The organism is Klebsiella sp. HC6 (assembly GCF_022605325.1).
Classification (GTDB): domain Bacteria; phylum Pseudomonadota; class Gammaproteobacteria; order Enterobacterales; family Enterobacteriaceae; genus Klebsiella; species Klebsiella terrigena.
Map to the genome: position 1 here is coordinate 4,721,166 of NZ_CP093276.1, position 13,294 is coordinate 4,734,459.

Annotated in this window: 10 protein-coding genes; 4 read left to right on the plus strand and 6 right to left on the minus strand. The window is 57.8% G+C overall.

Features of this window, described 5'->3' with window-relative positions; genetic code table 11:
• Window positions 1-19 precede the first annotated feature (19 nt).
• The 3 genes from MMW58_RS22870 (at window position 20) to fba (ending at window position 3,330) form a co-directional block, all read left to right on the plus strand.
• Window positions 20-1,411 (plus strand): PTS ascorbate transporter subunit IIC, encoded by a 1,392-nt coding sequence (locus tag MMW58_RS22870; protein WP_045854191.1) that lies wholly within the window; start codon window positions 20-22, stop codon window positions 1,409-1,411.
• 66 nt (window positions 1,412-1,477) lie between these two features.
• Window positions 1,478-2,440, plus strand: coding sequence for a carbohydrate kinase family protein (locus MMW58_RS22875; RefSeq protein WP_159235902.1), 963 nt, complete (start codon window positions 1,478-1,480; stop codon window positions 2,438-2,440).
• 29 nt (window positions 2,441-2,469) lie between these two features.
• Entirely contained in the window at window positions 2,470-3,330 is an 861-nt protein-coding gene (gene fba / locus MMW58_RS22880) for a class II fructose-1,6-bisphosphate aldolase (RefSeq protein ID WP_133596381.1), read from the plus strand.
• A 75-nt stretch (window positions 3,331-3,405) separates the two neighbouring features.
• Here the strand turns inward: fba and MMW58_RS22885 are convergent, their stop codons facing one another.
• The 3 genes from MMW58_RS22885 to MMW58_RS22895 all read right to left on the minus strand — a co-directional run bounded on the left by MMW58_RS22885 (window position 3,406) and on the right by MMW58_RS22895 (window position 7,113).
• Window positions 3,406-5,274: an amidohydrolase gene (locus tag MMW58_RS22885; protein ID WP_159235901.1), complete on the minus strand. Its 1,869-nt coding sequence runs from the start codon at window positions 5,272-5,274 to the stop codon at window positions 3,406-3,408.
• Window positions 5,275-5,298: 24 nt separating this feature from the next.
• On the minus strand, window positions 5,299-5,844 hold the full coding sequence (locus MMW58_RS22890; protein WP_133596377.1) for an antibiotic biosynthesis monooxygenase: 546 nt from the start codon (window positions 5,842-5,844) through the stop codon (window positions 5,299-5,301).
• A 627-nt stretch (window positions 5,845-6,471) separates the two neighbouring features.
• Window positions 6,472-7,113, minus strand: a complete 642-nt coding sequence (locus MMW58_RS22895) for a hydrolase (protein ID WP_241722165.1) — start codon at window positions 7,111-7,113, stop codon at window positions 6,472-6,474.
• Window positions 7,114-7,405: 292 nt separating this feature from the next.
• On the opposite strand from MMW58_RS22895, the gene MMW58_RS22900 reads away from it, so the two are divergent.
• A complete protein-coding gene (locus MMW58_RS22900) occupies window positions 7,406-8,308 on the plus strand; it encodes a LysR family transcriptional regulator (RefSeq protein WP_133596373.1) in 903 nt (300 codons plus the stop codon).
• Here the strand turns inward: MMW58_RS22900 and malZ are convergent.
• The 3 genes from malZ to brnQ form a co-directional block, all read right to left on the minus strand.
• On the minus strand, window positions 8,299-10,122 hold the full coding sequence (malZ, locus tag MMW58_RS22905) for a maltodextrin glucosidase (RefSeq protein WP_241722166.1): 1,824 nt from the start codon (window positions 10,120-10,122) through the stop codon (window positions 8,299-8,301). The genes MMW58_RS22900 and malZ overlap by 10 nt on opposite strands.
• Before the next feature lie 162 nt (window positions 10,123-10,284).
• Window positions 10,285-11,658, minus strand: coding sequence for a proline-specific permease ProY (proY, locus tag MMW58_RS22910; protein ID WP_133596369.1), 1,374 nt, complete (start codon window positions 11,656-11,658; stop codon window positions 10,285-10,287).
• A 123-nt stretch (window positions 11,659-11,781) separates the two neighbouring features.
• Window positions 11,782-13,101 carry a branched-chain amino acid transporter carrier protein BrnQ gene (gene brnQ / locus MMW58_RS22915; protein WP_133596368.1) on the minus strand — a complete coding sequence of 440 codons (1,320 nt, stop codon included), beginning with the start codon at window positions 13,099-13,101 and terminating at the stop codon, window positions 11,782-11,784.
• Window positions 13,102-13,294 lie beyond the last annotated feature (193 nt).

Consider the following 13,294-nt stretch of genomic DNA (forward strand, 5'->3'; position numbering starts at 1 on the left):
CATTATTGAGGGAACGACCATGCAGGCTATTCTTAGCTTCTTAGCGGAAATATTTAGTCAACCCGCGTTTCTGATGGGGATTATCGCATTTGTCGGGTTAGTGGCGCTGCGCTCCCCGGGTAATAAATTACTGACCGGTACCTTAAAGCCAATATTAGGCTATTTGATGTTAAGCGCCGGCGCCGGGGTTATTGTGGCAAACCTCAACCCTCTCGGCGGCATTATTGAAGCCGGATTTAATATTCGCGGCGTGATCCCTAATAATGAGGCCATTGTTTCCGTCGCGCAAAAAATGCTGGGCGTGGAAACCATGAGCATTTTGCTCTTAGGCTTTATTTTCAATCTGCTCATTGCCCGCTGCACCAAGTACAAATATATCTTTCTTACCGGGCACCACTCTTTCTTCCTGGCATGCCTGTTCTCCGCGGTGCTGCAGGCGGCAGAATTCCACGGCTGGATGCTGGTGTTAATCGGGGGATTCCTGCTGGGCTCATGGTCGGCCATTTCTCCGGCAATCGGTCAGCGCTACACCAAACAGGTTACCGAAGATGGCGGCATTGCGATGGGGCATTTCGGCTCGCTGGGCTATTACATCTCGGCCTGGATCGCCACGAAAACCGGTAATCCGGCAAATTCATTTGCCGATACTGAAATCTCAGAGAAATGGGGCTTTCTGCGCGACACCACGGTCACCACCGGGATCGTGATGTTTGTTATCTACTTCGTCTGCAGCGCCGTCGCGGGCACGGAGTACCTGCGGACGATAACCGACCAGAATATGCTGATCTTCTCTATCCTTACCGGCCTGCAGTTCGCGGTCGGCGTCGCCATCGTCTACAACGGTGTACGATTGATCCTCGGCGATCTCGTCCCGGCATTCCAGGGGATCAGCCAGAAGCTGATACCGAACTCCATCCCCGCCGTCGACTGTGCCGTATTTTTTACCTTTAGCCCAACCGCCGTTGTCGTGGGGTTCATCAGCTCGTTCGTTGGCGGCCTGGTCGGCATGCTTTTCCTCGGCGCATTTGGCATGGCGCTGATAATCCCCGGCATGGTGCCGCACTTCTTCTGCGGCGGAACCTCCGGAGTCTTTGCCGATAAGCTGGGCGGCAAACGCGGCTGCGTCATCGCCTCATTTATCGGCGGCATATTCCTTGCGTTCCTGCCGGCGATGCTGCTTCCGGCGTTGGGTAGCCTCGGCTTTGAGAACAGCACCTTCGCCGACTTCGACTTTGCTGTCTGGGGCATCATCATCGGTAATGCATTCACCCAGTTTGGTCAGATAACGATTTATCTCATCTGCCTGGCGCTTCTGGTCGCGCTGCTGGTGCCATTCTGCTTCCGCTCGGTGCGCGTGGTCGGTGACACCCTCAGCTATGAGGAGCTCACTGCGGATAAGAAAAATGAATAAGCGGTTTCATTTTTCCCTGCGGGAAGGGACTTCCTCCCGCAGCTGACAAAATAATCAGGAGTTGTTATGGCTATCTTGTCCATTGGGTTTTCATGTTTCGATCAGTTCTTTTTTCTTAACGAATGGCCGCAGGAGAATACCAAAAATTTCTGCCACGACTTTATCGAGAGCGGCGGCGGCCCGGCAGCAAATGCGGCGTGGCTGCTGGGCCTGTGGGGGGAAGATGTTTACTACATTGGCCATTTGAATAAGGACCTCTACGGCCAGCGTATTATCGATGAGTTTGCCGAGGCCGGGGTTGATACCAGCCAGGTGGTCTTCTCCGATGAAATGATCACCCCGCTGGCGTCGGTGCTGGTGAATCGGCTGTCGGGCTCAAGGACGATTATTACCCGTAAAATGCAAACACCGCCTTCGCTGACCTACGACCAGAAGCTGAAAATTGATGATTTAGCGGCGCGGCTCATTGAGTCAGAGGAACCGGTAACGCTATTAGTTGATGGGCATGAAGCAGAACTCAGCGAATATATCATCAAGAAACTGCCAGCCGCAAAGGTAGTTATGGACGGTGGTTCGCTGCGCGCCAGCAATATTAAACTGGCAGCCTGGACCGATTACTTTGTTGTTAGCGAGCATTTCGCCAGAGACTATATGAGCTATCGTGCCCTCGAGACCGAAGCGGAAATTAAAGCGGCGCTGATCGAGCTAAATAAAATTTGCCGCGGTGACGCCTTTATTACGCTGGGGGAAAAAGGCTGTGCGTTCTTAAAAAGCGGCATGCTGCAAATTGTTCCGGCCTGGCTCTGCAATGTGGTCGATACTACCGGCGCCGGGGACGTATTCCACGGAGCCTTTACCTATGGCGTGCACTACTCGTGGCATATCGACAATATTATTTTGTTTGCCAGCCTGACCGCGGCAATCTCTATTGAGAAAAAGGGCGTGCGTGAATCAATGCCCGACCTTGCCATCGTCCATAACTCGCTAAATAACTACGAAAGAAACTTAACGCAATATTTTGGTGAATAATTTCCGTTAATAAATATCGAGAGGTGATCATGTTAGTTTCTATGAAGGACATGCTTCAGCATGCCCTGCGGGACGGTTATGCCGTAGGGCAGTTCAATATTAATAATCTGGAATGGGTCGCTGCCGTATTAAGCACCGCACAACAGCTGCGCTCCCCGGTTATTTTAGGCGTCTCCGGCGGTACCGTTAAGCATATGCTGGGATTAAAATGTATTCATGACATCGTGGTTAACGCGATTGATTATTTACACATTGATATTCCGGTCGCGCTGCATCTCGATCACGGGACCACCCGTGAAGCCTGCGAAGCGGCTATTGAGGCCGGATTCAGCTCCATCATGTTTGATGGTTCGCACCTGCCGTTCAGCGAAAACCTGGCCATCACCCGCCATCTGGTCGAGCTGGCGCATGCCAGAGGCATTTCGGTTGAAGCTGAGCTGGGCACCATTGCCGGAAGCGAAGACGGTATCGTTAACTCGACGGTGATCTATGCCGACCCGCAGGAGTGCTACACCCTGGTCAGCGAAACCCAGGTCGATTGTCTGGCAGCGGCGTTAGGCTCGACCCACGGGCTGTACAAAGGCAAAGCAAAGCTCGGGTTTACGGAGATGAAGGCAATTGCGGAGCGGGTTAAGGTTCCGCTGGTGCTGCACGGCGGCACCGGCATTGCCGACGAGGATATGCGTAGGGCCATTGCCTGCGGCACGGCCAAAATTAACGTCAATACCGAAAATATGTACGCCTGGTGCCAGGAGGTGAAGGCCATACTATCTGCCGATACCGGTCATGATGTGAACGACCCGCGTAAAGTGATCGGCCAGGGGCTGAAACCGGTGCGCGAAATGATTGCGCGGCGCATTGAGCTGTTCGGCTCACAGAACCGCTATTAGCCAATTTTCACTTTATCGACGCCACTTCAGGGAGAACCCAGCCCCGGACAGATCCGGAGGCTGGTTAATCTGGGGCTAAAACGCGAAGCAGGAGCAGCCCAGCACGCCCCAGAACGCCTGCTCATCGGCAACCGGGATCGACGACCGCCGCGCAATATCGTGCTGGTGGCCGTGGACGCCGCAGCTGCCGCAGCACTGGTGCATCTGCACGATGGCGCCGATTTTTGCCGCAGCGGGCGGCGCCGAGCGGTAGTGGCCCGGAACCTTGACCACCGGAGACCACTCCGGCAGCACCGGGATGGGCGGCGGCGCCAGCGGCGAGAAGTGTCCGGCGGCATAAACCACTTTGCCATCAACCACCGTCAGCACCGATTCGATGCCTTTTATCTCCTCTTCCGGCACGCTGAAATAGTCCTTCGACAGCACCACCAGATCGGCAAGCTGATCCTGCTCAATACGCCCTTTTTTACCCTGCTCGCTGGAGAACCAGGCGCTGCCCGCCGTCCACAGCTCCAGCGCCACGTCGCGCGGCAGGCGGTTGCTCTCATCGTACATTGCCATGCCGCCGACGGTGCGCCCGGAGACCAGCCAGTAGAGCGCGGTCCACGGGTTGTAGCTCGCCACGCGGGTGGCGTCGGTGCCGAGCCCCACCGGCACCTCCATTTCCAGCATTTTCGCCACCGGCGGGGTGTGCTTCACCGCATCGATGCCGTAGCGGTCGACAAAATACTCCCCCTGGAAGGCCATCCGGTGCTGTACCGCAATCCCGCCGCCCAGCGCCTTCACGCGCTCAATATTGCGCTCGGTGATGGTTTCCGCATGGTCAAAGAACCAGTGCAGGCCGTTAAACGGAATCTCGCGGTTCACCTTCTCAAAGACGTCCAGCATCCGGCTGATGGATTCGTCATAGGTGGCGTGCAGGCGGAACGGCCAGCGGTGCTCCACCAGGTGGTGCACCACCCGCTCCAGTTCGTCCTCCATTCCCGCCGGCAGATCCGGACGCGGCTGCAGGAAATCTTCAAAATCCGCCGCCGAAAAGACCAGCATCTCGCCGGCGCCGTTGGCGCGGAAAAAGTCGGTCCCCTGCCCCGGCTTCAGCATATCGGTCCAGCGTTCGAAATCATCCAGCTCCTGCTTCGGACGCTGGGTAAACAGGTTATAGGCAATGCGCACGGTCATCTGCTGGTTAGCGTGCAGCTGCTCAATGATTTCATAATCTTCCGGGTAGTTCTGGAAGCCGCCGCCGGCGTCAATCGCGCTGGTCAGCCCGAGACGGTTCAGCTCGCGCATAAACTGGCGCGTCGAGTTCACCTGCAGCTCCAGCGGCAGCCTGGGCCCTTTCGCCAGCGTCGCGTAGAGGATCATGGCATTAGGTTTCGCTATCAGCATCCCGGTCGGGTTGCCGTTGCTATCCCGCACAATTTCGCCGCCCGCCGGATCCGGCGTCTCTTTGGTATAGCCTACGGCCTTCAGCGCCGCGCGGTTAAGCAGCGCGCGATCGTAGAGATGCAGCACGAATACCGGCGTATCCGGCGCCGCCTGGTTGAGCTCTTCCAGCGTCGGCATGCGCCGCTCGGCAAACTGGAATTCGCTCCAGCCGCCGACCACCCGCACCCACTGCGGCGAAGGCGTGCGATCGGCCTGCTCTTTGAGCATCCGCAGCGCATCCACCAGCGAGGGAACGCCTTCCCAGCGCAGCTCAAGGTTGTAGTTCAGCCCCCCACGGATCAGGTGCAGGTGGGAATCATTCAGGCCGGGGATCGCCGTATGGCCCTGCAGATCGACGATCTGCGTGCCTTCGGCGGCAAAGCTCATGATCCGATCGTGGCTCCCGGCGGCGAGGATCTTACCGTCGGCGATCGCTACCGCATCGGCCAGCGGGTTTTGGCGATCGAGGGTGTGGATCCGACCATGGGTCAGGATCAGTGTGGCAGTTTGTGACATAACGCTCTCCTTGAGGAGGCTGACTCAGTTTTTCTTTAACCAGCCAGCAAACAGGCGGGTCACGATGGGCATCCAGAACCAGACCACCAGCGCGACGACGCAGGCATCGTTTATCAAATGCAGCGGCAGGCTTCCCCGCATCGAGGGCAGCAGCATGCCGGTCAGCCAGGGCACCAGGTTGGTGCTGGGGAAGATAACCAGTAGGGTTATCAGAAACTGCTTCCAGCGCAGCGGCTGGCGCACGTTGGCCGCCGGCGGAGTAAACCAGAAAGCCGGTTCGGTACGGACCTCCGTGCGATCGCCCTCGCTAAGCAGCGGCGCAATTTCGGCAACCAGTTCGCGGCGCGTTTCCGACTGCGTCCAGGCGTAGAGGTGCTCAATGGTGTCGAAGCGAATAATCACGCTCCATAAATTCTGCCCGGCCCCCGGGCGAATGACGTTAGCGCCAAGGTGCCCGGGAAACTCTGCCGCCACGGGCATAATTTTTCCGAGCCACTCTTCATAGCGCTTACCGTGTTCGGGATCGAGCATATGACTGATAACCAGCGTTACCGATTTCTGTTGCGCCATGAGGAGCTCCTTGCTGCAGGGAAGCGGCGGGATTTCCCGCCATCAGCCATAAATGACAATACACAAAATCATTCAAGCTGCGCGGGGCGGGCAAAAGAAGCCCAAAGAGGCAGCCTGAAATACACAAAATCATTCATGCTGCGCCGGGGCGGGCAAACGAAGCCAGCAAAGAGGCAGCCTGAAATACACAAAATCATTCATGCTGCATCGAGGCGGGCAAACGAAGCCAGCAAAGAGGCAGCCTGAAATACACAAAATCATTCAAGCTGCGCGGGGCGGGCAAACGAAGCCAGCAAAGAGGCAGCCTGAAATACACAAAATCATTCATGCTGCGCCGGGGCGGGCAAACGAAGCCAGCAAAGAGGCAGCCTGAAATACACAAAATCATTCATGCTGCGCCGGGGCGGGCAAACGAAGCCAGCAAAGAGGCAGCTTGAAATACACAAAATCATTCATGCTGCGCCGGGGCGGGCAAACGAAGCCAGCAAAGAGGCAGCCTGAAATACACAAAATCATTCATGCTGCATCGAGGCGGCAAGGGAAGAAATCCCCAGGAGCATAGGTCACTATGTGACTGGGGTTTCTGAGTGCAGCCAACAAAGAGGCAGCCTGAAGGATGAAGTGTATTTAGGCCTGGCGCTCCGGCGCGCCGTGCACCATGGTGTACGCGTAATCCACGCCCATGCCGTACGCGCCGCTATGTTCGCGAACCAGGTCCATCACCGCGTCGTAGGTCTCTTTGCGCGACCAGTCGCGCTGGTACTCAAGCAGCACCTGCTGCCAGGTCACCGGCACCGCGCCGGCCTGCACCATGCGGTCAATCGAGCGCTCATGCGCATCGACGGAGGTCCCACCGGAAGCGTCGGTCACCACGTACACTTCATATCCCTCTTCCAGCGCCATCAGCGCCGGGAACGTCAGGCAGACTTCGGTCCACAGCGCGGAGATAATCAGCTTCTTACGCCCGGCAGCCTTAACCGCCTTAACGAAACCCGCATCTTCCCAGGAGTTCATTGAGGTACGTTCTATCGGTTTAACCTGCGGGTGCACCGCCAGCAATTCCGGCCAGATATAGCCGCTAAAGCTTTTTGTTTCCACGGAGGTATAAATAACCGGAACATTAAAAATCTTGCCCGCTTTAGCTAGCGCAACGGTATTATTTTTAAGCGTCTGGCGATCGATATTGGCGACACCAAACGACATCTGCGGCTGGTGGTCAATAAAGATAAGTGTTGAGTTGGTTGGATCAATCAGTTCCCGAATAGACATAGCATACCTTCTTAATCAATAAGTTAAAAAGAGACAATCAGCGCTGCTGTGGGTCTGGATCCTGACGGATAAAGCATGGTGAGTATAGTCAGTAATTTCTAACGAGTTATTAAAGAAATTTTTCTTATTTATTTCAAAAATAAAAGGCAAGAAATAAAAAACCCGCTATTAGCGAAGAGGGCGATAATGATGTTTATCAAAAAATTGCGGGTAACGGTTCTAAATTATTCACTGGTATTGAGCAACTGGCTTCGGTAAAACAGAGGGATTATTTATTACCGGTAAGCCGCCGATGCGCCTGAATCTTGATGTCCTGCAGATCCTCGATGCCCTGGAGACCCATGGCTCCTTCGCCACCGCCGCGGAATCGCTCTATAAAACGCCCGCCGCCCTGAGCTACATGATCCAAAAGCTGGAAAGCGATCTCGGTATCACCCTGCTGGATCGCAGCGGACACCGGGCGAAGTTTACCGATACCGGCACAATGGTGCTGGAAAAGGGTCGGCTGCTGCTCAACGCGGCAAAGGATCTGGAAAAGCAGGCGCTGCAGCTGAATGCCGGCTGGGAGCGGGATCTGGCCATCGCCCTGGACGCCTCCTTCCCTTTCGATCGTCTACTCCCGCTTATCGACGCGTTTTACGCGCAAAATCCGCAAACCCGCCTCAATTTTACCCACCACACGCTGGCGGGCGCCTGGGAAGAGCTGACCCGTAACGGGGCGGATATCATTCTTGGCGCGATCAACGAACCGCCGACCTCCGCCGAATGGTCGTGGAAAATGCTCGGCACGCTGGATAACGTATTTGTGGTCGCGCCCGGCCACCCGCTGGCGGAAACGGTACAGCCGCTGACCAACAAGCAGCTCAGCCTGCATCGCGCGGTGGTGATCAGCGATAGCGCCCGCCACTGCCACCCGCTCAACAGCAACCTTCTCACCGAGCAGCCGCAAATTCGCGTCGATGATTTTGCCAGCAAGGTCGCGCTGCTGCGGGCCGGGATCGGCTGCGGTTTTCTCCCCCGCCACGTCGCCCAGCCGTGGCTGGCGAGCGGCGAACTGGTGGAGAAAACCGTCATCTCTTTTCGCGAAAAGGATATCGCCTACATGGCCTGGCGTACGGATAACGACGGCCTGGCCCAGCGCTGGTGGCGGGAAGCCATTCTCGAAGAACCGTTTCTACACCAGCTTTATCCCTGACGGCTGAACCACACGCTGGCGGCGATGGCCGGAAGCGTCAGCACGCCGTCGTGCAGCGCGCCGCAGCCCTCTTTGCGCTGCCACTCGCCCACGTCCAGCAGCGGTGAATCCTCAACCACCACCTCACAGGCTTCGCCGCGGTTGATAGCCACCAGCACGCGCTGATTTTTATAAACCCGGGCAAATACCACCACGTTTTCTTCGGCATAAATCACCTGACACCCGCCGTAGCGCAGCGCCTGGTTCGCCTTGCGCAGCTTCGCCATGCGTTTATACAGGCCCAGCAGCGTCGCGTCCTGCAAAGCCGGGTCCCACGGGAAGGGTTTGCGGCAGAACGGATCGTTATTGCCATCAACGCCCACTTCGTCGCCGTAGTAGATGCACGGCACGCCCGGCCAGCAGAACAGCCAGACCACCGCCAGCGGCAGACGCGCAACGTCCTTACCCAGCAGCGACTTAAAGCGCGCCGTATCGTGGCTATCAAGCTGGTTAAACATCCGCAGCTGCTGCTGGTGCGACAGCCCGGCGCGGTAGTTATCCATCCACGCCACGCAGGTTTGCGCATCTATCTTCTGCGGATCGTAAGAGATATCGGTATTCGCCAGGAAGCCCCACAGCGGGAAGGTAAACCCGCGGTAGTTCATCGCCGCATCTTCGGCATCGGCCTGCAGCCACTGGCGCGCGTCGCCAAAATGTTCCCCAAAAACAAAGGATTCTGGCTGCGTCTCCTTTGCCGCCTGGGTTATACCGGCGATATGGCGCAGGTTATTACGCGCCCCGCCGCCTTCCCCCAGCATATGCACCACGTCCAGACGCCAGCCGTCCATGCTCCACGGCGCCTTCAGCCAGTGGCGCACGATGCTGTCTTCCCCGGCGTAGATTTCGTTGATCAGGCTGGTCGATCGATAATCCAGCTTCGGCAGGCTGGCGTAGCCCAGCCAGCTGTGCGCTTCGCCCTCGGGGGAAAAGGTGAACCAGTCGCGCCACGGTGAATCCGCGCTGTGGCAGGCGCCGCCGCTGCCGCGCTGGTGGCGGTCAAACCAGACGTGTGAATCTCCGGTATGGTTGAACACGCCGTCGAGGATCAGGCGCATCCCCTCCCGCTGCGTATTGTGCCGCAGGCGCAGCAGCGCGGCGTCACCGCCGAACTGCGGATCGACGCGACGATAATCTTCGGTATCGTATTTATGCACGCTCGGCGCGACAAACACCGGATTCAGGTACAGCGCCGTGACGCCCAGCTGCTTGAGATACGGCAGCTTCTCGCTGATACCGTCCAGATCGCCGCCGTAGAAGGTTGAGCCGCCCGCCTCGCCGGTTAACGGTTCATCCCACTGCTTCTGAACGATATCCTGTCCCGCAGCGTGGTGATGGTAGGGCCGATCCTGCTCGGTCTGGCGCGGTTCGCTGCGCGCAAAGCGGTCAGGAAAGATTTGATAAAAGACCTGATCGGCAACCCACTGCGGGCCGCTGTCCGGCAGATCGACCGCAAACTGCTCCAGCCGCGCCGGCGGGAAGCGGTTAAAGCCCTGCGGGGTAAACCAGCGCTGCCGGTCGGCCCACAGCAGCTTGAAGCTATAGCGCCGACGCGGCTGGCCGCTGGCCAGATTAATCTCACCGCGCCACGCGACGACGCCCGGCCGCGGCTCCTGGCGCAGGCGGTGCATCGGCAGCGAAAGCTCTTCGTTGTCTTCTTCCGCACGCAGCGTAACGCGCTGCGGCAGCTCATCGCCGCTGACCCACAGGGTGATCAAGAGTCGTCCCTGCTGCTCCTTGATAAACGGGGCAACAGGCAGGTGCCATGCCTTTAACATCGTTATTCCTCTCTGTACAGAATGGGCACACCTTGCCACAGCGCCCAGGGGTATGACTCATCATCGGCAGAATTATTGGGGGAGGAGAGCGGAGGAGGATATCGGAAAAGCGGAAATATCCTGCCGGACAGCGCGCGCATATCCGGCAGGCGAGCGGCCCGCCTAGCGGGCCTGCGCCAGCTGACGGTCGCGGCGGGTTTTCAGCTTCCAGCCGACCAGCAGCAGCGCTATCCAGGCGAAGCCGACGTACAGGGAAATACGCGTATCCGGATGGTAGCCAATCAGCGCAATGATAAAGACGAGGAACGCCAGGCCTACCGCCGTGGTCGCCACGCCGCCCGGCACTTTAAACTTCAGCGCCCTGGCCTCTTCCGGCGGCAGACGACGGCGGAAGGCAATCTGCGACAGCAGGATCATAATCCACACCCACACCGTCGCAAAGGTCGCCAGGGAGGCGATCACCAGGAAGACGTTTTCCGGCATGATGTAGTTCAGGTAGACCGCGAACAGCAGCGCGATGGTCATCACCATCACCGTCACCCACGGCACGCCGCGGCGCGACGTTTTGGCGAACATTTTCGGCGCGCTGCCCTGCTCGGCCATGCCGTGCAGCATGCGCCCGACGCCGAATACGTCGCTGTTAATCGCCGAAAGCGAGGCGGTCAGCACCACGAAGTTAAGGATACTGGCGGCAAACGCGATGCCCATATGCTGGAAGGTTAAGACGAACGGGCTGCCGTTAGTCCCAACCTGGTTCCACGGATAAATAGACATAATCACGAACAGCGTGCCAACGTAGAACACCAGAATACGCATCGGGACCGAGTTGATGGCGCGCGGGATGGATTTCTCCGGATCCTGCGCTTCCCCGGCGGTAATACCGATGATTTCAATCCCGCCGTAGGCGAACATCACCATCTGCAGCGACATCACCATTCCCAGCCAGCCGTTGCTGAAGAAGCCGCCGTTGCTCCACAGATTATGGATGCCGGTCGGCTGGCCGCCGTTGCCGATGCCCCAGATAATGATGCCGAAACCGGCGAGGATCATGATGATAATGGTGGCGACTTTAAAGAAGGAGAACCAGAACTCCAGCTCGCCAAACACCTTCACGCTCATCAGATTGACGGCGCAGATAATCAGCACCACGCTGAGCACCCAGATCCAGTGCGGGACCGTCGGGAACCAGACGCCCATATAGATGCCGAAGGCCGTCACGTCGGCGATGGCAACAATCAGGATTTCAAAACAGTAGGTCCAGCCGGTGATGTAGCCCGCCAGCGGGCCGAGGTAGTCCTGCGCGTAGCGCGAAAATGAGCTGGCGGCGGGGTTATGCACCGACATCTCGCCCAGCGCGCGCATAATAATGTACGCCGCCGCGCCGCCGATAATATAGGCCAGCAGCACGCTCGGGCCGGCCATTTTAATCGCATCGGCCGAGCCATAGAACAGGCCGGTACCAATTGCCGAACCCAGCGCCATAAAGCGGATATGCCGGGTACTTAGCCCGCGCTTAAGTTTGTTACTACTTTCCATCGTATTCCATGCCGTTTTTCTCCTTTAGCCTTCGTCGGGCGAAGATCAAAAGAGGATTACCTGAAAAACAAAAAACCACGGGACCTGAAGTCCCGTGGTTTAACACTGATTTTTAAACGTCGGCTAGTGCGCGCTGGATGTCACCTGACGCCCCGCGGCGCGGTCCCAGACCACCGCCAGAACCACCATCACGGCGGTCGGCATCAGCCAGGCCAGACCCTGCTCTGCCAAAGGCAGACGCGCGGTCCACGCCGGCAGCATATCGGCAAAGGCCGACGTTTTAATGCCGTCAATGATACCAAACATCAGGCTGATAAACATGGCCGGCGCAATAACGCGGGACGAATTATGCCACCAGTTGCGGGTAAAGCTTAATACCACCAGGGCGATACACGGCGGATAGATAGCCGTCAGCACCGGGATCGAAATCTGAATCAGGTGGCTCAGCCCGAGGTTGGAGACCGCCATCGAGAAGATGCCGAGAATAAACACCAGCGAGCGGTAGGAGAGCGGCAGATACTGGGCGAAAAACTCCGCGCAGGCGCAGGTCAGGCCAACTGCGGTCACCAGGCAGGCAATGAAAATCAACGCCGCCAGCATAAAGCTTCCCGCGCCACCAAAGGTGTGCTGGACGTACGAGTGCAGAATGGCCGCGCCGTTAGCCGACTGATCGACCAGGGTCGCGCTGTCGGAGCCGAGGCGGAACAGGGCCAGGTACAGCAACGTCAGGCCAACGCCCGCCATCAGGCCGGCCCACACGGTATAGCGGGTCAGCAGGCGCGCTTCGTTAACGCCGCGAGAGCGGGCGGCGTTAACAATGACGATCCCGAAGACCATCGCGCCGAGGGTGTCCATCGTCAGATAGCCGTTGACGAAGCCGTTTGAGAACGGCGCGGTGCGGTAGGCCTCCAGCGCGTTGCTGATCGGGCCTGCCGGCCAAATAATCGCCGCGACGGAGAGAATAATCAGGGCAATGATTTTCAGCGGAGCGAGGAAATTGCCGACGGTATCCAGCAGCTTGCCGGGATATAACGAAACGAGGATCACCAGGGCGAAATAGATAACGCTATAAATCAGCAGCGGCATCGCGCCGTCGCCGGTCAGCGGGGCAATCCCCACTTCAAAGGAGACCGTCGCGGTACGCGGAGTCGCGAACAGCGGTCCTACCGCCAGGTAGCAGACGACGGCCAGCAGAATTCCCGCCACTTTGCCAATCGGGGTGCTCAGGCTTTCAACGCCGCCGCCGACTTTCGCCAGCGCCACGACCGTCAGCACCGGTAAACCCACGGCGGTGATCAGAAAGCCGATAGCGGCGGTCCAGACGTGTTCACCAGCCTGTAAACCAACCATTGGGGGGAAGATGATGTTGCCTGCACCGACGAACAGCGCGAAGGTCATAAAGCCCAACGCTATGATGTCGCGAGATTTTAACTGATGGGTCATAAATTCATACTGCCTGTGGATGTGGTGGTGTTAAACGGAAAAATACCGTGCCTTCCCTTAGGGATGATACAGCGGCTATTGCCGGAAACTCAGCGAGATATGCTCCCGAAGCGGCGTGGGAAAGAATTGTTTTTTGAAATACCACGCAAAAGCAGTCTGTCTACGACTGCATGGGGCGCAATTTAAACGCTTA